This is a genomic window from Bacillus sp. FSL K6-2431, from assembly GCF_038005165.1.
GTDB classification, from domain to species: Bacteria; Bacillota; Bacilli; order Bacillales; family Bacillaceae; genus Bacillus; species Bacillus pumilus.
This window is the reverse complement of sequence record NZ_JBBOSQ010000001.1, coordinates 2,978,458-3,001,534: the sequence shown is the minus strand read 5'-3', so window position 1 is coordinate 3,001,534 and position 23,077 is coordinate 2,978,458. Positions and strand designations below refer to the sequence as shown.

The window sequence follows — 23,077 nt, the reverse complement described above, 5'->3', positions numbered from 1 at the left end:
TATGATACTATATTTTTTTCAAAAAAAGATTATGACATCAAACCTTTTCTTCTTTATACAAATTGGATCGCATTTTAAACCAATCAAATAAGTGAGTCGTGATGACTTTCAGCACGGCGTACGTCGGAATAGCGACAATGATGCCGACCACGCTGAACAGTTTACCTGCTGTTAAAAGAACAAAAATGATGGTGATTGGATGGATGTGAAGATTTTTCCCCATAACCTGTGGAGAAATGAATTTCCCTTCAATCAGCTGGACAACCGTCCAAACAATGATCAATTTTAACAGCATAATTGGTGACGTGACAAGGGCAATCACAATCGCTGGTGTAATGGCAATCGTTGGACCAAGGTAAGGCACGATACTTGTACAAGCAGCAATGATGGCCAGCAGTAAGGCATAGTCTAACCCGATAATCATGTATCCAATTAAGAGAAGAAAACCGATACAGAAGCTGACAATGATCTGGCCGAGAATATAAGAGCTCAGGCGATGGTTCATTTCGTGAAGCACGATATGTGTATGTTCTCTAAACTTATTCGGAATAAATTTCAGGAAATAGTCAGGCAATTTTTTGCCGTCTTTTAATAAATAAAACAGAATGAACGGAACGGTCACGATTGAAATGATGACTTCAGTAAGCGCCCCTAGGAATGTCCCCACTCCGGTAAAGGTACTTTCCAAAATTTTCGTCGCTTGACTTGACGCTTTGCTCACCAATTCAGAAACGTTAAAATTCATCGCTTTTTGCGCTTGATTAATGAAGTTGCTTCCCGTTAGTTGTCTAATCTGATCTTCTACCGTATCAACATATTTCGGAAGGTTATGAAACAGACTCATCATTTGCGCTTGTAAAAACGGAATAATAGACACAATCGTCACTGTAATAATGCCAATAATGACAATATATAAAAGCAAAATCGAAAAGATCCGTTTGACTCTAAACTTCTCTAACAAATTGACAATTGGATTTAATAAATAATACACGACCCCCGTTAAAATAATCGGTAAGGCGATGGTTTTGACGAGTACAATGAGCGGTGTGAAAATAAAGGATGTTTTCATGAAAACAAGGATATTCAATCCAATTAATAGCAGGACGAGTAAAAAGAGAACAAACTTGTTATCAAGAAAAAATTTTCTAAATCGACTGCTCCACATTTGCATAGAATTCATATCGTTCCTCCAAACTCGGGCTATTTTATGAATAAATTGTACACTACCTGATCATGATATGGTGGTCATTGTTTCAGCTTTTTTTCCCATTTCGCAATGGACATCACCCATACAATCAGAATGGGCTGTCCTATCAGTCTTATCCATAGCAAAGACTGCTCTGTGCTTTCTTGACCTGGAAATGGAATTCCCTCTCGTGCAGCAAATAAGTTTGCAGGGAAAATGAGGACAAGATAGACAGCAATGATTTTTGCTGCTGCGATCCTGACATTTGGCAAAAGCAGCAAGACAGCAAGCAGCCATTCTAGGCATGCCGTCGCATAGACCATACCATATGGAAATGGCCAGCCTGGCATCATACGGGCAAAGCCACTCGGCTCTATCACATGAAAAATACCGGCTGCTATGAATAAAAGCGCAAAGACGTATGTACTTCCTATATGCAGGACGCGCTTCATGGTCGTTTCCTCCTCTCCCTTCTATCAGAGTATTACCCGAATGAAGGAAGAAACTACCCCTTTTCGTACATTTATATCCTTTATGTAAGACGCATCAGCCTATATAAAGGTTTCATCCGCTTTTCAATAAAAAGAATGTTCTTTCATACAAACGCTTTCAAAGGATGTATAATCAGAGAAAGTAGAAGGAGGGAACGACATGATTCGATTTGCTGTCATCGGAACGAACTGGATTACAGATCGATTCTTACAGGCCGGTGAAGGAGTAGCTGATTTTACATGTACAGCCGTCTATTCACGGTCCGCTGAAAAAGGCCAGGCATTTGCCGAAAAATACGGTATTGATACAGTTTTTACGAACTTACATCAAATGGCAGAAAGTGATGCGTTTGATGCCGTATATATTGCGAGTCCAAATGCCCTTCATAAAGAGCAGGCCATGTTGATGATGGAGCACCAAAAGCACGTATTATGCGAAAAACCATTTGCCTCTCACCGAAAAGAAGTAGAAGAAATGATTGCTGCAGCGAAGAAACATCAAGTGTGTTTGATGGAAGCGATGAAAACGACATTTCTGCCCAACTTCCTTCAAATCAAACAGCACCTTGATCAGCTTGGACCCATTCGGCAAGTGGTCGCTCATTACTGTAAATATTCCTCAAGATACGATGCCTACCGAAATGGCGAGATTCCAAATGCGTTTAAGCCTGAATTATCCAATGGTTCTTTAATGGATATCGGTGTGTATCTCGTCTACCCGGCGCTCTATTTATTTGGTCTGCCGAATCAAATCACCGCGAGAGGCTATAAGCTTTCTTCTGGTGTAGATGGGAGCGGCTCTGTCCTTTTACAATATGACGAGCATCAAGCACTCCTTTTTCATTCTAAAATTTCAACGTCTCATTTATCTGCGGAAATTCAAGGAGAGGATGCGACGATGGTGATTGATCAGTTCCACCGTCCTTCGCATATCACAATCCATGATCGGCAAGGACACCATACCGACATCTCTCTCAAAGATGATCAGCCAGCCATGTATTATGAAATCTGTCATTTTATTGAGTGTATTCAGCAAGGAATGAGGCAGTCTCCGGTCAATACATTTGCCTTATCTGTTCAAACCATGTCCGTCATGGACGAGGCGAGAAAACAAATGGGCGTGAGGTTTCCTGCCGATAGATAAAATGAATGGGGCATGAAATGATGAACAAAGGGCGAACATGATGTGCAAATTCGCCCTTTTTTTATTTTGGATCAATAGTTTATGTTGCCGCTAATACATCCGCAAATGCTTTCACATAGGGAGGAAGATCCGGTGGACGTCTGCTCGAGACGAGATGACCATCTGTGACGACTGCTTCATCAAACCAGTCTGCTCCAGCATTTGTCATATCATCTTTAATACCAGGTGTGCTCGTTACTTTTTTGCCTTGCAGGATGCCTGCTGAAATGAGCACCCAGCCAGCATGGCAAATTTGTCCGATTGGTTTCGCCTTTTCATCAAACGTACGGACAATGTCTAATACTTCTGGATAACGACGCAGTTTATCGGGCGCCCATCCGCCTGGGACGAGCACAGCATCATATTCATCCGCTTGAATGGAATAAAAATCTGCATCGGATACGGCAGGCACACCATACTTGCCGAGGTACTCATGATCTGCTTTTTCTCCTACGAGATGGACGGTTGCGCCCTCCTCTCTTAAACGCAGAACCGGATACCATAGCTCTAAATCTTCAAAATCATCACTGACAAACGCAATGACCTTCTTATTTGATAAACGCATAACATCTCTCCTATTCTTTCAATTTCCTCTATTGTACGAGATGACCGCTTAAAAAGAAAAGCGGTTCCCCTTGAGGAGAACCACTTGATCTTATTCACTGATCTTGAATTTTTTAATTAAATCACGTAATTCTTCCGCCATTTGGGAAAGAGTCGTAGAGGAAGAACTAATCTCTTCCATAGAAGCAAGCTGCTCTTCAGCAGATGCAGCGATATCTTGGATACTTGCTGAACTCTCTCGTGATACATCTGCAATTTCATTCACTGCTTTAGAAATTTGCTCAGATCCTTTTGAAAGCTCGCGTACTGTTGTATTCATTTCATTCATTCTTGTAGCGATTTCCGCTGTTTGCTGATTAATTTGTGAGAAGCTTTCTTTCGTTTGATCTGTAATGGAAAGACCATTCTTCACTTCTTCATTCACTGATTTGAACATATTTTGAGATGTTTCGATTTCAGATACAATTTCTTTCACAAGCTTTTCAATCTCTTTTGCTGAATCTGATGATTGAACTGCAAGTTTACGTACTTCCTCTGCGACAACAGAGAAGCCTCTGCCTGACTCACCTGCACGTGCTGCTTCAATAGCTGCATTGAGTGCAAGTAAATTCGTTTGATCCGCAATGCCGTTAATCACGCCTAGGATGTTTGTGATGTCTTTTGATTTATGCTCTAGCCCGTTGATCACCCCTTCAGCTTCTTTCACTGAATGGTCGATCGTCTTCATTTGGCCAACGGTTTGCTCCACAAGCTGCCCGCCTGATTCCGCGACTGTTCTTGATTGAATAGATGATGCTGCGATGACATCAGATGTTTCTGCGACCTCGTTCAGACCTTCATTCATTTGTTTTAAATGAGCCGCACTTTGCTCCACCATTTCGCTTTGATTTTCGTTGCCGTTTGAGAATGTTTCAATAGATGATGTAATATGTTCGGTTGCTTTTGTTGTTTGACCTGCGCTTGCTGTCAGTTCTTCAGATGAAGAAGCCACGTTTTCTACAGATGTTTGTACAGCTTGGATGACATCTCTTAATGATTCACTCATTTCATTAAAGCTTGTGCCTAGCTGTCCAATTTCATCTTTTGACCGGACATCAATTTTTTCTGTTAAATCTCCCTCACTGATTTTCTTTGAAGAAGAGACAAGTATAGATAGTGGTTTTGTAATGGAACGGATGATCAAGAAGATCAGAATCCCGCCAATGATGAGCGCGCCAGCTAAAATGATAGCGGCCATGTTAAAGACTGGCTGTGCAGCTTCTTCTACTTCTGTCACAAACATCGTACCGACAATTTTCCAGCCAGTCGCTTTGTTTGTGGTGAATTCCATTTGCTTTTCTTTTCCTTCAAACATATAACTCATAGAACCTTCATCTTGTGAATAAAGCTTTTCTAGCCATTCACCAGATAATTTTGTTCCCGCTTTTTTCGTAGGATGGGCAACAAAGGTACGATCCGGACTTCCGATAAAGGCATAGCCTTGTTTCCCAATGTTTATGCTATTTGATTCTTTTACTAGATTCGCAATGTCTAGGTTCATTGCAATGACTCCTGATCCGTCTTCTAACTTTTTAGAGATGGTGACCACAAGCGTACCTGTAGAAGCTGTTGGATACGGTGCTGAAACAGACAGCTCTCCGTTTTTCTCCCAGCCGTCTTTATACCAATCCCGCTCCGTTGCGACATAGTCAGCAGGCATTTTTTTATTAGGATATCTTGAAAACACTTTGCCATCACTTGAAGCGACAAAAATGCCTTCTGTGTCATCATTCATACTCATGAACTGCTCAAACCGTCCTTGAATATCTGTCGTGCCTTTTTGCTTAAGCTTTTTCTCCGTGATCCATTTGCTAAAGAAATCGGCTGCGTCTGTTTTCACTTTCACAACCTTCGTAATATTTTTATCTAGCTGCTCGACGTTCTCCTTTGCACTTTGCATAATTTGATCATTCAAAGAAGTACTCGCCGTATGATATGAAGAGAATGCCAACACAATGATTGGGCATAAGAGAATAAATAAGAAAGAGAATACGAGCTTTTTTGAAATAGATGGCTTCCTGAAATACTGTATGAATTTCATAAAAAAGAAAACTCCTTTTCGTAAGATAGTATATATATCGGAAGTACTACTATGTTCTTTACTTTTTTAACTTATTAAAGTCTAAATAAGACCAAAATACCCAAATTATATGTATTGAATGGAAAAAACACCTGACGCCAAAACGTCAGGTGCTTCCCTATATTCTTATATTTTAAATTGTTTAATGAGCTCTCTTAGCTCTTCTGCCATCTGAGATAACGTAGCAGAGGAGGAACTGATCTCTTCCATAGATGCCAGCTGTTCTTCTGCGGATGCTGCGATATCTTGGAAGCCTGCGGAGCTTTCTCGTGAAAGCTCTTTAATTTGATTCACCGCATGTGAAATATCATTTGAGCCATGCGAGAGTTCTTTAGCCGTTCCGTTCATTTGTTTCATTTGTTCTGTCATTTCTGATGTTTTATCGGTAATTTTCTCAAAGCTGATTTTCGTTTCATCTGTAATGTTTAATCCAGATTGTACTTCACCTGCTACTTGTTTAAACATGTTCTGTGATTTTTTAATTTCCTCTACAATCTCGTTCGTCAAGCTTTCAATTTCCTTTGAAGAGCTTCCGGATTGCTCTGCCAGCTTACGAACTTCTTCTGCAACAACAGAGAAACCTCTGCCTGCTTCTCCTGCCCGAGCGGCTTCTATCGCAGCATTTAAAGCTAGGAGATTGGTCTGGTCGGCAATGCCGTTAATGACACCCAGAATGTTCGTAATATCTTTTGATTTCTGCTCTAAGCCTTGAATCACAAGCTCTGCTTCTTTCACTGCCTGCTCGATGGTTTGCATTTGCCCTGCTGTTTTTTGAACAAGCTCTCCACCGGCCTGAGCCGTTTTGCTTGAATCAATCGACGATTCCATCATATGAGAGGTCGTATCGACCATATGGGATAAGCTGCGATCCATTTCGTTCAACTGGACTGAGCTTTTTTCGATCATATCATTTTGATGTTCATTGCTGTTTGAGAACTGTTCAATAGATGATGTGATATGCTCAGTCGCTTGAGCGGTCTGTCCCGCACTTGCTGTTAATTCTTCAGAAGAGGCGGCCACATTTTCGATGGAATTTTGAACAGCTTGAATGACTTGTTTCAGCTTAGCTGACATCTCGTTAAAGCTCTGCGCAAGCTTGCCGATTTCATCGTGCGTACGAACTTCAATGTGCTGGGTCAGATCACCCTGACTGATTTTCTCAGCCGATTCAGAGAGCGCTATCAGTGGCTTTCGGATCGATTTAATAATAAAATAAATCGCGATTCCGCCTATGGCAATCGCAACTGCCAGTATGATCATTGTTAAGTCGAGCACTGGCTGTGCAGCTTCTTTGACTTCGTCCACATACATGGTTCCAGCAAGCTTCCAGCCTGTTGCTTCATTTGTGTCAAAGAACATTTGCTTCGGCTGTCCATTGTATTCATATTTGAAACTGCCTTGTTTTTTAGCATACAATTTCGTGATGAAATCACCTGTCAATTTCGCCCCAGGCTTGTCTGTTTTATGGGCAATATAATGCTGATCTGAAGTCGCGACAAACGCATAGCCTTCTTTGCCTATTTTGATGCTGTTTGTATCTTTCACGATCGTGTTCAAGCGCACATTGATTCCAATCACACCAGAACCATCTGCTAGCTGTTCTGATATTCTGATGAGCAGGTCATCTGATGACTTGTCGGCAAAAGGATCTGAAATGATGAGTTTCTCATCTCTCATCGATTGTTGAAACCACGGTTCGTTTTTTGCACTCGCTTCACTACCTTTATGAATCTCGGAATATTCGGTTAGTTTACCATTTTGATCTGCAATGAATACTTCCACAACATCTTCGTCTGTTTCCGATAATTGCTTTAATTTCACCTTGAGTAAATCCTTATTTTTAGAAGTCAATTCACTCTTTTTCACCGATTTCGATAAATAAGAAACGATATCAATTTTAGGCTGTACATCTTTATTAATGAGTTCGTTTAATTGCTGAACACCATTTGCAGCACTAGACATAATCTCATTATTGAGAGACTTTGATGCCACTTCATAAGAAAATGCTGCCAATACGAGAATTGGCACTAGGAGAATCGCTAAGAATGCAGTAATTAATTTCTTGGACATTGTAAAATGCTTAAAAAAGTTGATTTTTTTCATGACTCTACTCCTTTTGAATTATGATTTGTGGTATTTCCCTTCTATTCTTAGGTAATATGAATTATTTTTCAAGGGGTAATGTTCGAAATCTAATTAAAATGAGTAAATTTACCTATTTCTTTTGATTTATTCGATTGAAAAAGAGCCCTTTAACTGAAGGGCTCTTTTCTTTTTGTCTATTCGACTTTAAATTTGCTGATCAAATCACGCAATTCTTCTGCCATTGATGAAAGCGTAGCAGAGGAGGAGCTGATTTCTTCCATAGATGCGAGCTGTTCTTCCGCTGAAGCCGCAATGTCTTGAATGTTTGCGGAGCTTTCACGTGAGACGTCTGCAATCTCACGGACAGCCTCTGACACATGTGCAGAGCCATTTGAAAGCTGGACAACTGTTTGATTCATGGTTTGAAGCTGGTCAGAAATTTCCTTTGTCATTTCGAAAATATTGTGGAAGCTGACTCTTGTTTGTTCAGTGAAGCTTAGGCCTGATTGAACTTCTCGATTCACTGCAGTGAATACTTCCTGTGATACATCGATGTCTTGAACGATTTCTTTAATCAAATTCTCGATTTCTTTCGCCGAATTGGCTGATTGAACAGCCAGTTTTCTTACTTCTTCTGCTACAACGGAGAAGCCTCTGCCAGATTCCCCAGCTCTTGCTGCCTCAATTGCTGCATTTAGCGCAAGTAGATTCGTTTGGTCGGCGATACCATTGATGACACCTAGAATTTGTGTAATGTCTTTTGATTTACTTTCAAGAGCGCTGATGACATTCTCTGCTTTTTTCACGGACTGATCAATGACATTCATTTGAGAAGCGGTTTTTTCGACAAGCTGTCCGCCTTCCCCTGCGATATCTGTTGATTTGATCGATGAAGCAGTAATGGATTCAGCCGACTCATTCATGTGCTGAAGGCCACGGTTCATTTCATCTAACTCTTCTGAGCTGGATTCGACTTTGTCATTTTGACTTTCATTTCCATTGGAAAATTGTTCAATGGCTAGTGTAATATGCTCTGTTGCTTTACTTGTTTGCCCTGCGCTGGCGGTCAGTTCTTCTGATGAAGAAGCGACATTTTCGACTGAGGTTTGGACGGCACCAATGAGGGTTCTTAATGAGTCAATCATTGTATTAAAGCCTTTCCCAACTTGGCCAATTTCGTCATCTGATTGGATCTGAAGCTTATCGCGCAAATCACCTTCGCTGACTTTTTTCGAGAAGCGGGCAAGGTTGGATAATCTTTTAGATATAGAGCGGACGATAAAGAAGATGAGGGTACCTGCTACGATAAGTGTCACACTGAACACAATAAGGGCTGTATTGAAAACGGGCTTTGCTGCATCTTCTACTTCTGATACGAGCATCGTTCCACCGATTTTCCAGCCGGTTAATTCGTTGGTCACATACGCAACCTTTTTATCTATTCCTTTGAGTGTGTAGCTGCCGTTTCCTTCTTTGTTTTGATAAATAATATTTGCTAGATTCTCATTGACCTGACTTCCTGGCTTTTGGGTCGGATCTGCTAAAACTGTTTTATCTTTCTCCATGATGAAGGCATAGCCTTTTTGCCCAATTTTGATTTCTTTTAACTTTTGAATCAGGGTGTCAATTTCCATATCAAGTCCAATAACACCTGACCCATCTTTCATTTTTTGAGTAATCGTGATGACCATTTTGCCTGTGGAGGCTGCTACGTATGGTTTTGTGATGACTTGTTTACCGTTCTCTGCATTGAGCGCTTCTTGATACCATGGACGCTCTCTTGGATCGTAGCCATCAGGCATCTTTTGAACTGGATATTGCATAAACAATCCCTTTTCGGAGCCTGCATAGATAGCAGAAACATCTTTTTCATTAATTTTTCCAAATTGCTGCAATTCTTTGATGGTCGCATTTCTATTTTTTTCTTGAAGATTAGACGCTTTGAGTGAGTCTGTAAACAGAGCCACAGCATCTGCTTTGTTTCCTATATTCTCATTGATTAAAGTATCAAATGCATTGACTTGACTCATCGCACTGCCCATAATCTGTTTGTCTAGCTCTGTCTTTGATGTAAAAAACGCACTAATTGTCAGTGCAGTGGTTGGCAGGATAAGGACTACCAAAAAGGCAATAATTAATTTTTTTGAAATGGATGGTTTTTTTAACCATTGAATCATTTTCCCCATTTTCTCTTTCCCCCTTTACTTCTCTAAAGTTATTATCGGATGAAAGGTTTATTTTTACAGGCTGAAAACGATGTTTAAAATATAAAAAAAATACCCAGACAATTCTGGGTATTTTTTCATCATTATTTAATCAATTTTAAATTGACTTGTGAGCTCTTTTAGTTCCTCTGCCATGTTAGAAAGTGTCACTGAAGAAGATGATATTTCTTCCATAGATGCCAGTTGCTCTTCAGCAGAAGCCGCAATGTCCTGAATGTTTGCAGCACTTTCTCTAGAGACTTGACGCATCTCCTGCATAGCTTGTGAAACTAGCTTCGAACCGCTCGATAGATCAATGGCTGTATCGTTTAATTGCGTCAGTTTTTTCGACATTCCTTCTGCCGCCTCATAAATGTTCTGGAAGCTTTCTTTTGCTTCTTCTGTCATACCAAGTCCTGCATGTACTTCTCGATTGACCGTTTTGAACATATCTTGAGATTTAGCAATTTCTAACACAATTTCTTGAATGAGCTTTTCTATTTCTTTCGCTGAGTCTGCCGATTGGACAGCCAATTTTCTCACTTCTTCTGCCACGACAGAGAAGCCGCGTCCTGATTCGCCTGCTCTTGCTGCTTCGATGGCTGCATTTAACGCAAGAAGATTCGTTTGATCTGCAATGCCGTTAATGACATTTAAAATGCTCGTAATATCTTTAGACTTATATTCTAATTGCTTCATGACTTGTTCTGCTTCTTGTACAGATGTATCAATATGTTTCATTTGGCTCGCTGTGCTTTCAACTATTCGGCCGCCTTGACCAGCTGCCTCTGTCGATTGAAGTGAGACAGTAGCCACTTCTGATGACGTTTGTGACATGCCTTGTAATCCTTCATTCATTGCCACAAGCTGATTCGTACTAGATTCGACTTTCTCGTTTTGTGCTTCATTTCCATTTGAAAATTGTTCAATCGACATCGTGATATGCTCAGTTGCTTGACTTGTTTGGCTGGCACTTGCCGTCAGCTCCTCGGAAGCGGAAGCCACATTGTCGACAGATTGCTGTACCGCTCGAATGACGTCACGAAGGGATTCACTCATTTTGCTAAAGCTTCTTGTGAGATCTCCAATTTCATCCTTCGATTTGGTTTCAAGGGTTTCGGTTAAATCACCATCACTCACCTTTTCTGAGAAATCAACAAGCTTTCGAAGTCCAATTGTGATGGAGCGAACGATAAAGAAGATCGCAATACCGCCAAGGATAAAGGAAGAAATTAAAAGAATAATGGCAGAATTCCAAACTGGCTGTGCTGCTTCTTCTGTTTCTGATACAAACATCGTTCCAGCAATTTTCCAACCTGTTAAATCATTTGTCACAAAAACGAGGCGTTTTTGTTCTCCTTTATTCTCATAAGTTGATGTTCCTTCTTTTCCGCTGTAAAGGATTGATGAAATATTTTCAGTAACCTTAGATCCTGATTTTTCTTCTAGATGGGCCACAATTTGCTTGTTTTTATTCGCAATAATTGGGTATCCTTCTCGTCCAATTTTAATCTCTTTTATTTTATCGACAATGTCTTGTACATCAATGTCGATTCCGATCACTCCCGCCCCATCCTTCAGGCGCTGGGCAATCGTGACAACCATGCCGTTTGTTGTGGCAGAAATGTATGGATTGGTGACAACTGGATTACCACTCTCATCCTGCATAGCTAGTTGATACCAATCGCGCGTTGTTGGATCATAGCCTTTTGGCATATCTACTTTAGGAAACTGAATGAAGTCACGCTTTTTACTTGCTGCATAAAACCCAACCACATCATCTTCATTGATTTTGCTGTATATCTCAAAATGCTCATACAGCTTGTCCTGGTTGTTCTTTTTAAAGTCTGCAGCAGTAGCTGTTTCAGTAAAGAGTTTTACTGCGTTTTCCTTATTCATCAGCTTTTGCTGGATCATGTCATTCAGTTCATTGACTCTTGCTTTTGCTCCGTACATGATTTCATGATCTAATTCTTCTTTGGCAATCTGATATGAAATCGTACTGAGTGTAATAATTGGCAAGACAAGGACGAGAGTGAATGAAATAATCAGTCTCTTAGAAATCGATGGTTTTTTCAACCATTTTATTGCATTTTTCATGTTTTTCCTCCTTTTAAACGATATGTTATATATCGGACAGCTTCATATTATTTTCATGTTTTTCAAATAAAAAGGATGCTTTTTTGTTTATTTACACAAATTGATTCCTTGCCCAAGCACCCTGCATACGCTAATACAAAAGGGGGCGCTTTTCATATGATTATCCTTTCAGGACAGCCAGTGACAAATGAGCAGCTGGCTTCATTTCAGCTAGAGGGACAAAAGCGGATCATTTTGATGCAGTTACAAGCCTCAAATGATACGTTCCGCTATAGGCAAGCATCTGATTTGTTATTTGAGGTTACATTGAGATCGAACATTATGAATGCTGCAAGAGATTTGCATAAAAGTGGTGCCTCATTTGCCATCTTTCAAAAGTCTCGTGCAAATGACGCCTTTTGGCGCGTATCTGAAGCAGGAGCACTAGAGCTGCGCTATCAAGTCGAACCATCTAGAGGCATTAAAGACATTTTTGAAAATGGCTCACAATATGCATTTGAATGTGCCACCGCCATTGTCATCGTGTTTTATATGGGCGTCTTGCAAACGGTAGGAGACGAGAAGTTTAACCGAAGGCTTCGCAGTCTAACTCTGTATGACTGGCATTATGATACATTGTCGATTTATACAGAGCGCGGGAATGACTTTATCTATGGGGATTGCTTATATTTCGAGAATCCAGAATTTAGCTATCAGCAGTCACAGTGGCGCGGGGAAAATGTGATTTACTTAGGAGAAGATCAATATTACGGACATGGACTTGGGATTTTAACAGCGGCAGAAATTATCGACAAATTGAATAAGAGAAGGCGGCCAGGTGCTGTTCAATCTGCTTATCTATTGCCGCAGACCACCCGGATGGATGTGATTTATCTCAGGCAAATGTTCGGCAGCTAAAAAAAGCCTCTTGTCTAGTGGTTATGACAAGGGGCTTTTATATGCCTTGCGCTTTCGATAATCTTGCAGCGTGCCAAGCATCGTGTTCGCAAGGAGCTCCATTTTTTCTAAGTCTTTTCTTGTGACCGGCGGATCGTGCCGGCTCCATTTTACATAACGAACAAAATAGTAATGACGAATGGGCGTAAGGACGGCAGGAGAGTGCGGAAATTCATCAAACCAAAATTCAATTTGGCCTTTTTTTCGGTATGAATGTTTTAAGATGTCCACCCTTTCACACCACCCAACATGATTTTATATGTGCGTCAGTTCATACATGATCTCCTCAACGGTTAAAATCGAGTGAATACGGCCAACGCCCTGTCCTGCCCAAAGAGCCATTTGATCAGGGTTTCCCGCCGCCGCAGCTGCTTTTCGCATCGGTGTCGTCCATACATGCTGAACCGGATAAGGAAGAACCCTATCTTCATTCTGTCTTTCTTCCTCCATCCACTGATTCACAATACCTCTTGCTCTTTTTCCAGAAAAAAGCTTCGTGATCTTTGTTTCACTGCTTGCTGCCTGTAAAATCGCCTTTTTGTATATGTCTGCCGCAGCACTTTCCTGACTGGCTAAAAATCGTGTGCCGATTTGCACCGCATCCGCTCCAAGTGCTAGAGCGGCTTCCACACCTGCTCGATCTGTAATCCCGCCTGCGGCGATCAATGGCACATGACAGAGCGGCTTGACGTCAGAGATCAGGCTAAAGAGTCCCATCAGGGCATCTCCTTTTGCAGGTAAAAAGGTACCTCGGTGACCCCCTGCTTCACTTCCTTGCAGAACAATGGCATCCATCCCCTTTTCCTCTAAAAGCAGTGCTTCCTCTTTTGTTGTGGCGGTTCCAATTAAAAAGATCCCCTTTTGTTTTAAGCGATGTATCGTTTGTTCGTTTGGACAAGCGAAGGTAAAGGAAACGACCGGTACGTCCTCATCCAAAAGAATGTTGATTTTCTGTTCAAAATCATTCCACAATTCCTCTTCGCTCGGCAGTCTATCGGCTACTGGTCGTGCTGGCAGTCTCTTCTCCCAAAATGCCACATCCTCTTTTTTGACTTCAGGAATTGGCTCTGGTACAAATACATTGACCTGAAACAGGCGAGTTGTCAGTTGTTTGACCTGTCTGATCTGCTGCCTCAAATGGTCAGGTTGCACATATCCACTTGCCAAACTGCCAAGTCCTCCGCATTGCGAAACAGCGGCTGCCAGCTGAGGTGTCACGGCACCTCCTGCCATTGGCGCTTGAATAATACCATATTTGATTTGCAGTAATTTCGTGATATCCCCCATTTATTTCCCCCATCTCTTACTCGTTTGATGATACCTGTATATAAAAATGGCGATGTCTCGGCCCGTCAAACTCACAGAAATAAATTCCCTGCCATGTGCCAAGGACAGGATCACCATGATTAATGAGAATATGCTGCGTAGCACCCATAAAGCTTGCTTTCATATGTGCGGCTGTATTTCCTTCCATATGGCGGTCCTTCGGATGTTCCCACGGAAAGACTTCGTCAAGCCGGCGGAGCATATCTCGTTTCACATCTGGGTCCGCATTTTCATTAATGGTCATCCCTGCTGTCGTATGAGGACAGTAGACAATGACGGTTCCGTTTTGAATACCTGTTTCCTTGATATATTGATGGACCTCATTCGTCACGTCGATCATCTCATCGCGTCTATTTGTTTGTACATTAATTTTTTTCATATGAGAGGCTCCTTTTTGTGATTTCTATCAAACCATACCCTTTTTATGTGAAGTCAATCACTGTTTATCGGTAGAAGGCATTATCTCACCTAAAGTTTACCAAGTAAAAAAACCTCGTCAAGTGTTACGAGGTTTTTAGGAAAAGTGGACCTTTTTGATGTCAATGGTCCGAATATGATGGTCTTCTGCATCTATGATGGTAAATTCACAGCCTTCTGCTTCAATCGTATCTCCAATCTCAATATCAAATTTATGTGTCATCATCCAGCCAGCAATTGTATCAACATCATCATTCTCAATGGCTAAATCCAATAAATCATTTACTTCATCAATCAAGGCTTTCCCATCCATTACATAGTGGAAGTCACCTTTTTTGACGATATGAGGTGTTTCATCCTGATCATATTCATCTCGAATTTCGCCCACGATTTCCTCTAATATGTCCTCTACTGTAACAAGCCCGGCTGTTCCTCCATATTCGTCTACGAGCACAGACATATGAATTCGCTCCTTTTGCATCAAAATGAGCAATTCTTGAACAGGAGTACTTTCAATCACCCGAATCACTGGACGCATTAAGTCTTCAATCGTCACATCTTGATTCAGGAAGCTCGCCTTAAACACATCTTTGCTATTGATGACACCAATCACATGATCTTTGTCTTCTTTAATGACGGGGTAGCGTGTGTATCTTTCGTTCAGCATATAATGCGTCACATCTTCAAGCGTCTGTTCAATCTCTATGGCTGAAATTTCTGTACGAGGAATCATGATCTCTCTCGCCACTCGGTTATCAAATTCAAAAATTTTATTCACATATTTGTACTCAGACTGGTTAATCTCACCCTTTTCATAGCTTTCAGATAAAATGAGACGCAATTCTTCCTCACTGATCGCCACTTCATGTTCTTTGACAGAATGAAAACCGAATAATTTCACAATGCCTCGCGCAGATCCATTTAATGCTTTAATAAACGGGTACATGACTCTATAGAAAAAGATGAGTGGCTTTGCTGTCACAAGGCTGACCGCCTCTGCCTTTTGAATGGCAATCGTTTTAGGCGCCAGTTCTCCCACAACGACATGTAAAAACGTAATGATCACAAATGCGATGATAAACGATAGGATGTCGGTTAATGCGGAATGAAGCCCCAACTCCTCAAACAGTGGATGCAGAAAATGCTCCACCGTCGGCTCGCCCAGCCACCCTAAGCCTAAAGCGGTAATGGTAATACCGAGTTGACAGGCGGATAAATATTCATCGAGATTTGATATGAGCTTTTGTACGTGAATGGCTCTCTTATCACCGCTTTCAATCAGCTGATTGATTTTAGAGCCTCTAATTTTCACAATCGCAAATTCAGTGACAACAAAAAACGCTGTCGCAGCAATGAGTAATATGACTAAAAATACGTTTAAAATATACAAAAAAACCCTTACCTAACAACGGTAAGGGCTCACCTCCTCTGGCATCAATTAATCATTACGGCCATTTAGGAAGATCATTACAAAACGGAGCAATTCAAACAAGGAGACAAGGGCTGCTGCGACGTACGTAAGAGCGGCAGCATTTAACACCTTGTTCACGCCTCTTTCTTCACTGCTTCTAATGATTCCTTCTGAAACAATGATATCTTTCGCACGAGAACTTGCATTAAACTCGACAGGCAATGTCACAAGCTGAAAGAACACAGCCGCTGAGAACAAAATGATCCCAAGCCCGATTAAGTTAAGGCTGCCAAGTAAGATTCCACCAAGGAAAAGAAGCGGGGCAACACCAGATGCAAAGTTCACGACAGGAAAGATCTTATGTCTCAAGACAAGCGCACCATAGGATTCCTGATGCTGCAAGGCATGTCCAACCTCGTGTGATGCGACTGAAATGGCTGAAATGGAGTGGCCGTAGTACACAGGTTCAGATAAGCGAACCACACGCTGCGTCGGGTCGTAATGATCAGTCAAAGTTCCTCTTACCGGTTCAACAGGCACGTCGTATAACCCGTTGCGATCTAAAATATGTCGAGCGGTTTCCGCACCTGTTTTCATACTGGATGCTTCAACCTTTGAATACTTTTCAAAATTATTCTTTACTTTAAATTGTGCCCAAAATGATAATCCCAATGCGGCAAAAGTTAAAAAATAAAAAAACAGCATGCTCATCAGCTTCCTTTTTATTTTATATATTTATTTACAATTTTAATGACTTTTATGTAACGTGTACAGAAAAAAGCACTAGGTCTTTTTAAGGGGGATCACTACGCCAATGAAAAAGAAGAACACACCTAAGCATGCTGTATAAAAGGTCACCGTTCCGTATAGGTTTTGAAAAAAGTGCAGCCATGAAAAATCATTCATAAAATGATTCACCGCATTTAAGTCAAACACAAGTAAGATCATAGCTGATGATAAAAAGTGAGCGCCGATAAAAAGAAGTACGGTCTTTTGAACGAACGACATTCGCATTCCCTCCTTCTTCTCTCTTATTTTAAGATATGGGATCTACATGACGAAGATGAAAAAATGTTTCCTCAATCGGGCATACTGACATTAGCAGTCTCCTGAAAGGAAGAGTCCGATGAAATCAAACCGTATCTTTATCGCTTGGCTAAGGTGGCCACTGTATATTCGCATTGCCATCATCATCTGTTTCTTGCTTCTTTTTTTTGGACAATTAATCGTCTTGCTTGAACCGAAGCAGTATCATACGATCTTTGATGGGATCTGGTGGGCTCTCATTACAGTCGCGACGGTCGGCTACGGTGATTTTGTGCCGCAAACCATGCCCGGGCAAATCGCAGGTATGGCGCTGATTCTGATCGGGGCAAGCTTTGTCACGGCTTATTTTGCCACACTCGCTGCCGCTGTGTTCAGCAAGCAGCACCATTATGTAGAAGGGAAGGTCGCGTTTAAAGGAAAAGGACATCTCATTATCGTCGGCTGGAATGAAAAAACGAACAAACTGCTTCAATCGTTTCAAACGATTGATCCAGCTATGCCGATTGTTCTAATTGATGATTCCTTGAAGGAAGGGCCGCTTCTAGAGAATGTTCATTTTATTAAAGGGCATGGCACCGAAGATGGCACACTTCGTAAAGCCAATATTTCAGGTGCAGATGCACTGATGATTACCGCAGATCAGCACGAGAATGAAGTGACAGCTGATATGCAGAGTGTTTTAACATTACTTGCAGCAAAAGGATTAAACCCTTCACTCTACTGTTTAATTGAAATTTTAACAGATCGTTACGTGAAAAATGCCGAGCGGGCTGGCGCCAATCAAGTCATTCATACCTCTGATGCAGTCAATCATTTAATGGTCGAGCATTTTCTTTTAAAGGAACAGTTCAAAGCGTTAAAGAAAAAACGTCATATGACCTTGCATAAACAGATCACCATCATACCGGTTCCAGCTTCGTTAGCCGGAGAAACATTCTTAACAGCGCTCCATCATTTTTTAGAGCATCATGTGATCATTGTCGGTGTACAAAAAAAAGAAGGACCCATGATGAATCCTCCCTTTGATTATGAGCTTCATCCTGAGGATGAACTGATCAGCCTTTAAAGCAGTGCGTCTTCTAATTCCTTGACGAGCGAAAAGCCAATCTCAGTATAAGCTTTTGATACATCTCCATCTTTCTCTTTTGGTTCTTGGAATTGGTTAAAGGATGCTCCCACATTTCCAACCATCGCATGATCATCTAACTTATCTTGATAGACATGCTTTAAGAGAAATGGATCTCCCAGTTTCACCACAACGCCTGGCTGATCCAGCTGGCCCTTTTCGGCTGTAAAAGGAACTCTGAGAAAGGTATAGCCATCACGATTATCAATTTTATAATCAAAGTATCCGTGATCGTAATCCCAGTTACCATTAATGACATAGCCGAGCGGCTTCATCGTCTCTTCTAAATGGTAAAGTGAAAAGCTTTCACCAGTCAGCCTGGATGGTACATGAATCATACGAAACCCTCCTTTTTGTCTAATAGGTTTCGTTAAAGAGAGGAATTCATACATCTATCTCTCGTGATTTGTACATTGTTTGAAAAAGTGGCATCAAATAAGCTTTGATTGGATGATTGATTCGTCTCGTTCGCACTGCCGGACCCTGATGTTTCCTTCGTAGCACTCATAGGACAAATGCGTCCGACATTGCCAAAGTTGACGATTGCCTGGCCAGAAATATCGTGAATGTAAATATGATTCGTTCTCATGTTTCACCCTCCTCTACTCATTATTCTATGTACAGAGCGTAAGGAGGCTTGCACAGGAACCGTGCGAAAATAAAAAAGGCACACCCTTCAAAGGTGTGCTCAGCGTGTAGACAAACCCTTGCATTCGTTGTCAGGTCTGCGCGCTTGGTGCTCACGAATGTTAAATTCGCTCCGCGCCAGTGCTCGCCCTTCCTAGACTTCAAAGGTTTTCTATCACGCTGAAAGGTGTGCTTTTCATTCTTACGATTGTTTCAGGCGGCTTTCAAGCTCGGCTTTTTTCTCTTCGAAGCCTGGTTTTCCTAATAAAGCAAACATATTCACTTTATAAGCTTCTACGCCAGGCTGGTCAAATGGATTGACGCCTAGTAGATATCCAGACATCGCGCATGCTTTCTCAAAGAAGTAAACGAGATATCCGAATGTATAAGCATCCATCTCAGGAATTGTAACGATCAAATTCGGTACTTTTCCATCTGTATGAGCAAGCATCGTTCCTTCAAATGCTTTTTTATTAACGAAATCAACCGTTTTTCCTGCTAGATAGTTCAAGCCATCAAGGTCTTGTTCTTCTGCTTCGATGACAAGCTCATGACGAGGCTTGTCTACATTAACGATTGTTTCAAACAAGTCTCTTCTTCCTTCTTGAACATATTGACCAAGTGAATGAAGATCTGTTGAGAAGTTCGCAGATGAAGGGTAGATTCCTTTTTCATCTTTCCCTTCACTTTCACCGAATAATTGTTTCCACCATTCTGCAAAGTATTGCAATCCTGGCTCATAGTTAATCAGCATTTCAATCGTTCTGCCTTTATTGTAAAGGACATTACGGACGACAGCATATTGGTATGCCGCATTCTCAGAAAGCTCAGATGAAGCGAAGTCTTCGCTTGCTTTTGCCGCACCTTCCATCATCTGATCAATGTCTGCACCGCTCACAGCGATTGGCAATAGACCCACTGCTGTTAAGACTGAATAACGTCCACCTACATCATCAGGGATGATAAATGATTCGTAGCCTTCTTCTGTTGCTAATGTTTTCAATGCACCGCGTGCCTTGTCCGTTGTTGCATAAATACGTTTTTTCGCTTCTTCGGCACCGTATTTTTCAATGAGGAGCTTTTTAAAGATGCGGAACGCAATCGCTGGCTCTGTTGTTGTACCAGATTTTGAAATGACGTTAATAGAGAAATCTGCATCTTCCAATAGATCCATCACATCAGTTAAATAAGAAGAACTGATGTTGTTTCCAATAAAGATGATTTGCGGCGTCTTGCGTTTGCCTTTTGGCAGCGTGTTATAGAAAGAGTGGTTCAAAAATTCAATCGCCGCACGTGCGCCGAGATATGAACCGCCGATTCCGACAACAAGTAAGACATCAGAGTCTGACTTAATTTTATCTGCACTTTTTTTAATGCGGGCAAATTCTTCGCGATCATATTGCTTCGGCAAGTCAACCCAGCCTAAATAATCACTGCCTGTACCCGTTTGTTCATGAATATTATGATGGGCCACCTTCACAAAATCTTTTAAATATGTAAGCTCATGCTCTTGAAAGAAAGGTAACGCTTTTGAGTAGTCAAATTGAATATGTGTCATCGCTTGTAAGCCCTCCATTACGTTAGTTCTATCCCTTTCACTTTAGCGGAACTAGCTATTGAAATCAAGTGATCGTCACTCCCATAGCAAAAAGCCGTTTCTCATAGAGAGAAACGGCACGAAGGATTATAAAGAAGCTTTCAAAATAGAAAGAATGTCATCACGATCAAGTTTCATAAAGTTACCAAAACCACCGTATTCCATTTCTTTCGCCGCAATGTCGGCAATTTTGTCCAGCTGATCTTCACCAATGTCATAATCTGCTAGACGGCTTGGTGCACCGAGGCTTGTCCAGAAGGCTGACAGCTTGTCGATTCCTTCTAATGCGATATCACGATCAGATTTTCCCTCTGTCTCGATGTCAAACATGTTTAGCATTAGATTTTTAAAGCGATCCACATTGTGATCGAGTGTATGACGCATCCAATTTGGGAAGAGGATCGCAAGTCCGCCTGCATGCGGAATGTCATAGACAGCCGATACTGCATGCTCAATCGTATGGGACGCCCAGTCGCCAAAGTAACCCATTTGCAGCGTTCCATTTAAAGCGATCGTTCCTGCGTAAAGGATCGTTTCACGGTGCTCATAGTTTTGTAAGTCTTCAAGCAGTTTTGGTGCTGTCTCAATGACTGTTTGAAGAACAGCAAAACACATTCGATCCTGTAAAGGCGTGTTTTTCACATTATGGAAGTATTGCTCGAAGACGTGGCTCATCATATCGACCATGCCGTACACCGTCTGGTTTTCTGGCACTGAATAAGTATGCTCAGGGTCTAAAATTGAAAAAGCAGGATGAGTGACTGAACTGCCCCACACATATTTTTCATTTGTTTCCCAGTTTGTGATGACAGAGTCTGGATTCATTTCTGAACCAGTTGCCGCAAGTGTGAGCACTGTGCCAAACGGCAATGCTTTTTGAGCGGTTGTTTTCTTTGAGATAATGTCCCACACATCTCCGTCATATTCCGCTCCGGCTGCAATCGCTTTTGTACAGTCGATCACACTGCCGCCGCCAACAGCTAATAGGAAATCAATTTTTTCATTTTGGCAGATGTCGATTCCTTTTTTCACTGTGGTGAGGCGCGGGTTTGGTTCAACACCTGACAGCTCAAATACGTCAGCTTCTGCTTCATTTAACGCGCTGATCACATTATCATAAAGACCATTTTTCTTAATGCTGCCTCCACCATATACAAGTAACACTCGTTTTCCATAACGAGCGAGTTCGCTTTTTAGTCCGTCTAGTTGTCCTTTTCCAAACATTAATTTCGTTGGATTATAATAAATAAAATTTTCCATCTGTTGATACATCTCCTTACAGCGTATATATCCAAAAACATGAAAGACTACTTTAACATATGTACACGTCGAACTCAAAAAAGATAACTGCTCGAAAGCAATTATCTTTTCATTGTTTGATTATAAAGAAGCATTCAAAATAGCTAGAACATCTTCTTTGTTTAGCTTTTTAAATTGACCAAATTCACCGCGTGCCATTGCACGATCTGCGATTAAATCAATTTTCTCATCGTTGATATCATAGTCCGCTAAACGGTTCGGTGCGCCAAGACTTGTCCAGAAAGCTGACAATTTGTCGATTCCTTCTAAGCCTACTTCTTCGTCTGTTTTGCCCGCAGGATCCACATCGAATACGCGTACCGCTAATTGTTTAAAGCGGCCTGGGTTTTCCTGAATGACATGCTTCATCCAGTTCGGGAACAAGATCGCAAGTCCGCCTGCATGAGGGATATCATAGATAGCAGATACCGCATGCTCGATGTTGTGAGATGCCCAGTCACCGCGTGCTCCCATTGACAGCATACCATTGAGCGCAATGGTACCAGTGAATAAGATCGTTTCACGCAGCTCATAGTTCTCAAGATCGTTGATCAGCTTCGGAGCTGTTTCAATGACCGTACGAAGAAGCCCTTCACACATACGGTCTTGGTAAGGTGTATTTTCCGTGTGATGGAAATATTGTTCGAACACGTGAGACATCATATCAACCATGCCATAAATCGTATGGTTTTTTGGCACAGTGAACGTGTTCACTGGATCAAGAATAGAGAATTTAGGGAAGACTGCTGGACTTCCCCAGCCATATTTCTCATTTGTTTCCCAGTTTGTGATCACTGATCCAGAGTTCATTTCAGAACCTGTTGCAGCAAGGGTTAACACCGTACCGAACGGAATTGCTTCCATTGGGACATGCTTACGCGTCACGATATCCCAAGCATCTCCATCGTACTTGGCTCCGGCTGCGATCGCTTTCGTTGCATCAATAACACTGCCGCCGCCAACTGCCAAAATAAAGTCAACGTTGTTCTCTTTGCAAAGCTCAACCCCTTTTCTTACCGTTGTTAAGCGCGGGTTTGGCTCAACACCAGCAAGTTCAGTGATTGCAGCTCCTGATTCTTTTAGGATGCTGACAACTTGGTCATAAAGGCCGTTTCGTTTAATACTGCCTCCACCATATACAAGTAATACGTTTTTTCCGTAGTGTTTGAGTTCATCTGAAAGGGCTGAAACTTCTCCCTTTCCAAATATTAATTTCGTTGGGTTCCAATAAGTAAATCGATCCATTTGATCTCCTCCTCGCGCTACATTATGCGCCTCAATCATTCCAAAAGTAAAGTAATTTGCTTTAATCCATTTTCTTACGCATAGTTTGGCTAAAAATCTGCAAAATATAAATGT

At 41.5% G+C, this 23,077-nt stretch carries 21 protein-coding genes and 3 pseudogenes; 3 read left to right on the top strand and 21 right to left on the bottom strand.

The features are described from left to right. Positions 1-37 precede the first annotated feature (37 nt). Positions 38-1,180 carry an AI-2E family transporter gene (locus MHH40_RS15005; protein WP_050944018.1) on the bottom strand — a complete coding sequence of 381 codons (1,143 nt, stop codon included), beginning with the start codon at positions 1,178-1,180 and terminating at the stop codon, positions 38-40. 65 nt (positions 1,181-1,245) lie between these two features. After that, positions 1,246-1,638, bottom strand: coding sequence for a DoxX family protein (locus MHH40_RS15000; RefSeq protein ID WP_050944019.1), 393 nt, complete (start codon positions 1,636-1,638; stop codon positions 1,246-1,248). Between the two features lie 199 nt (positions 1,639-1,837). Between MHH40_RS15000 and MHH40_RS14995 the strand changes: the two genes are divergently transcribed. Next, complete coding sequence (locus MHH40_RS14995; protein WP_050944020.1) at positions 1,838-2,821, top strand: Gfo/Idh/MocA family protein; 984 nt, start codon at positions 1,838-1,840, stop codon at positions 2,819-2,821. Between the two features lie 79 nt (positions 2,822-2,900). On the opposite strand, the gene MHH40_RS14990 is transcribed toward MHH40_RS14995, so the two are convergent. The 8 genes and pseudogenes from MHH40_RS14990 to MHH40_RS18895 all read right to left on the bottom strand — a co-directional run. Next, positions 2,901-3,425: a type 1 glutamine amidotransferase domain-containing protein gene (locus MHH40_RS14990; RefSeq protein WP_050944021.1), complete on the bottom strand. Its 525-nt coding sequence runs from the start codon at positions 3,423-3,425 to the stop codon at positions 2,901-2,903. Between the two features lie 90 nt (positions 3,426-3,515). After that, the gene (gene tlpB / locus MHH40_RS14985; RefSeq protein ID WP_050944022.1) at positions 3,516-5,504 is read right to left on the bottom strand and encodes a methyl-accepting chemotaxis protein TlpB; all 1,989 of its coding nucleotides are present in this window, start codon (positions 5,502-5,504) and stop codon (positions 3,516-3,518) included. Between the two features lie 165 nt (positions 5,505-5,669). Beyond that, the gene (locus MHH40_RS18920) at positions 5,670-6,617 is read right to left on the bottom strand and encodes a methyl-accepting chemotaxis protein (RefSeq protein WP_404841090.1); all 948 of its coding nucleotides are present in this window, start codon (positions 6,615-6,617) and stop codon (positions 5,670-5,672) included. Then, a pseudogene (locus MHH40_RS18915) lies at positions 6,609-7,505 on the bottom strand (HAMP domain-containing protein); the annotation flags it as partial. The pseudogene MHH40_RS18915 and the gene MHH40_RS18920, both read right to left, overlap by 9 nt. A gap of 317 nt (positions 7,506-7,822) precedes the next feature. Beyond that, positions 7,823-8,773 (bottom strand): methyl-accepting chemotaxis protein, encoded by a 951-nt coding sequence (locus MHH40_RS18910; protein ID WP_371475563.1) that lies wholly within the window; start codon positions 8,771-8,773, stop codon positions 7,823-7,825. Then, positions 8,768-9,658, bottom strand: a pseudogene (locus MHH40_RS18905) (cache domain-containing protein); the annotation flags it as partial. The gene MHH40_RS18910 and the pseudogene MHH40_RS18905, both read right to left, overlap by 6 nt. Positions 9,659-9,940: 282 nt before the next feature. Further along, positions 9,941-10,768, bottom strand: a complete 828-nt coding sequence (locus MHH40_RS18900) for a methyl-accepting chemotaxis protein (protein ID WP_371475561.1) — start codon at positions 10,766-10,768, stop codon at positions 9,941-9,943. 114 nt (positions 10,769-10,882) lie between these two features. After that, positions 10,883-11,731: pseudogene (locus MHH40_RS18895) on the bottom strand (cache domain-containing protein); the annotation flags it as partial. Positions 11,732-12,088: 357 nt separating this feature from the next. Between MHH40_RS18895 and MHH40_RS14965 the strand changes: the two are divergent. Then, positions 12,089-12,829, top strand: a complete 741-nt coding sequence (locus MHH40_RS14965) for a protein-glutamine gamma-glutamyltransferase (RefSeq protein WP_060597195.1) — start codon at positions 12,089-12,091, stop codon at positions 12,827-12,829. A 21-nt stretch (positions 12,830-12,850) separates the two neighbouring features. On the opposite strand, the gene MHH40_RS14960 is transcribed toward MHH40_RS14965, so the two are convergent. From MHH40_RS14960 to MHH40_RS14935, 6 genes are all read right to left on the bottom strand, one after another. Beyond that, on the bottom strand, positions 12,851-13,099 hold the full coding sequence (locus MHH40_RS14960; protein ID WP_050944026.1) for a hypothetical protein: 249 nt from the start codon (positions 13,097-13,099) through the stop codon (positions 12,851-12,853). A 24-nt stretch (positions 13,100-13,123) separates the two neighbouring features. After that, entirely contained in the window at positions 13,124-14,155 is a 1,032-nt protein-coding gene (locus tag MHH40_RS14955) for a nitronate monooxygenase (protein WP_212045478.1), read from the bottom strand. 16 nt (positions 14,156-14,171) lie between these two features. Further along, entirely contained in the window at positions 14,172-14,573 is a 402-nt protein-coding gene (locus MHH40_RS14950) for a secondary thiamine-phosphate synthase enzyme YjbQ (RefSeq protein ID WP_212045479.1), read from the bottom strand. 135 nt (positions 14,574-14,708) lie between these two features. Continuing rightward, positions 14,709-16,001, bottom strand: coding sequence for a hemolysin family protein (locus MHH40_RS14945; RefSeq protein ID WP_284907286.1), 1,293 nt, complete (start codon positions 15,999-16,001; stop codon positions 14,709-14,711). A gap of 48 nt (positions 16,002-16,049) precedes the next feature. Continuing rightward, complete coding sequence (locus MHH40_RS14940; protein ID WP_041816317.1) at positions 16,050-16,724, bottom strand: zinc metallopeptidase; 675 nt, start codon at positions 16,722-16,724, stop codon at positions 16,050-16,052. A gap of 81 nt (positions 16,725-16,805) precedes the next feature. Beyond that, complete coding sequence (locus MHH40_RS14935; protein ID WP_003213467.1) at positions 16,806-17,030, bottom strand: hypothetical protein; 225 nt, start codon at positions 17,028-17,030, stop codon at positions 16,806-16,808. A 118-nt stretch (positions 17,031-17,148) separates the two neighbouring features. Between MHH40_RS14935 and MHH40_RS14930 the strand changes: the two genes are divergently transcribed. Further along, the gene (locus MHH40_RS14930) at positions 17,149-18,135 is read left to right on the top strand and encodes a potassium channel family protein (protein ID WP_137054473.1); all 987 of its coding nucleotides are present in this window, start codon (positions 17,149-17,151) and stop codon (positions 18,133-18,135) included. On the opposite strand, the gene MHH40_RS14925 is transcribed toward MHH40_RS14930, so the two are convergent. The 5 genes from MHH40_RS14925 to MHH40_RS14905 all read right to left on the bottom strand — a co-directional run bounded on the left by MHH40_RS14925 (position 18,132) and on the right by MHH40_RS14905 (position 22,963). Continuing rightward, the gene (locus tag MHH40_RS14925; protein WP_003212880.1) at positions 18,132-18,533 is read right to left on the bottom strand and encodes a YugN-like family protein; all 402 of its coding nucleotides are present in this window, start codon (positions 18,531-18,533) and stop codon (positions 18,132-18,134) included. The two genes, MHH40_RS14930 and MHH40_RS14925, sit on opposite strands and share 4 nt — an antisense overlap. A gap of 32 nt (positions 18,534-18,565) precedes the next feature. Further along, positions 18,566-18,784 carry a spore germination protein gene (locus MHH40_RS14920; protein WP_003213169.1) on the bottom strand — a complete coding sequence of 73 codons (219 nt, stop codon included), beginning with the start codon at positions 18,782-18,784 and terminating at the stop codon, positions 18,566-18,568. Positions 18,785-19,024: 240 nt separating this feature from the next. After that, a complete protein-coding gene (locus MHH40_RS14915) occupies positions 19,025-20,380 on the bottom strand; it encodes a glucose-6-phosphate isomerase (RefSeq protein ID WP_012011080.1) in 1,356 nt (451 codons plus the stop codon). A gap of 126 nt (positions 20,381-20,506) precedes the next feature. Next, positions 20,507-21,679 carry an iron-containing alcohol dehydrogenase gene (locus MHH40_RS14910; RefSeq protein WP_050944031.1) on the bottom strand — a complete coding sequence of 391 codons (1,173 nt, stop codon included), beginning with the start codon at positions 21,677-21,679 and terminating at the stop codon, positions 20,507-20,509. Between the two features lie 120 nt (positions 21,680-21,799). Next, positions 21,800-22,963 carry an iron-containing alcohol dehydrogenase gene (locus tag MHH40_RS14905; protein WP_050944032.1) on the bottom strand — a complete coding sequence of 388 codons (1,164 nt, stop codon included), beginning with the start codon at positions 22,961-22,963 and terminating at the stop codon, positions 21,800-21,802. Positions 22,964-23,077 lie beyond the last annotated feature (114 nt).

Bases quoted from the DNA above. Each gene is read 5' to 3' on its own strand.
- MHH40_RS15005 (WP_050944018.1), bottom strand. From the start codon at position 1,180: ATGAATTCTATGCAAATGTGGAGCAGTCGATTTAGAAAATTTTTTCTT.
- MHH40_RS15000 (WP_050944019.1), bottom strand. From the start codon at position 1,638: ATGAAGCGCGTCCTGCATATAGGAAGTACATACGTCTTTGCGCTTTTA.
- MHH40_RS14995 (WP_050944020.1), top strand. From the start codon at position 1,838: ATGATTCGATTTGCTGTCATCGGAACGAACTGGATTACAGATCGATTC.
- MHH40_RS14990 (WP_050944021.1), bottom strand. From the start codon at position 3,425: ATGCGTTTATCAAATAAGAAGGTCATTGCGTTTGTCAGTGATGATTTT.
- tlpB (WP_050944022.1), bottom strand. From the start codon at position 5,504: ATGAAATTCATACAGTATTTCAGGAAGCCATCTATTTCAAAAAAGCTC.
- MHH40_RS18920 (WP_404841090.1), bottom strand. From the start codon at position 6,617: ATGTCAGCTAAGCTGAAACAAGTCATTCAAGCTGTTCAAAATTCCATC.
- MHH40_RS18910 (WP_371475563.1), bottom strand. From the start codon at position 8,773: ATGATTGACTCATTAAGAACCCTCATTGGTGCCGTCCAAACCTCAGTC.
- MHH40_RS18900 (WP_371475561.1), bottom strand. From the start codon at position 10,768: ATGTCGATTGAACAATTTTCAAATGGAAATGAAGCACAAAACGAGAAA.
- MHH40_RS14965 (WP_060597195.1), top strand. From the start codon at position 12,089: ATGATTATCCTTTCAGGACAGCCAGTGACAAATGAGCAGCTGGCTTCA.
- MHH40_RS14955 (WP_212045478.1), bottom strand. From the start codon at position 14,155: ATGGGGGATATCACGAAATTACTGCAAATCAAATATGGTATTATTCAA.
- MHH40_RS14950 (WP_212045479.1), bottom strand. From the start codon at position 14,573: ATGAAAAAAATTAATGTACAAACAAATAGACGCGATGAGATGATCGAC.
- MHH40_RS14935 (WP_003213467.1), bottom strand. From the start codon at position 17,030: ATGTCGTTCGTTCAAAAGACCGTACTTCTTTTTATCGGCGCTCACTTT.
- MHH40_RS14930 (WP_137054473.1), top strand. From the start codon at position 17,149: ATGAAATCAAACCGTATCTTTATCGCTTGGCTAAGGTGGCCACTGTAT.
- MHH40_RS14925 (WP_003212880.1), bottom strand. From the start codon at position 18,533: ATGATTCATGTACCATCCAGGCTGACTGGTGAAAGCTTTTCACTTTAC.
- MHH40_RS14920 (WP_003213169.1), bottom strand. From the start codon at position 18,784: ATGAGAACGAATCATATTTACATTCACGATATTTCTGGCCAGGCAATC.
- MHH40_RS14915 (WP_012011080.1), bottom strand. From the start codon at position 20,380: ATGACACATATTCAATTTGACTACTCAAAAGCGTTACCTTTCTTTCAA.
- MHH40_RS14910 (WP_050944031.1), bottom strand. From the start codon at position 21,679: ATGGAAAATTTTATTTATTATAATCCAACGAAATTAATGTTTGGAAAA.
- MHH40_RS14905 (WP_050944032.1), bottom strand. From the start codon at position 22,963: ATGGATCGATTTACTTATTGGAACCCAACGAAATTAATATTTGGAAAG.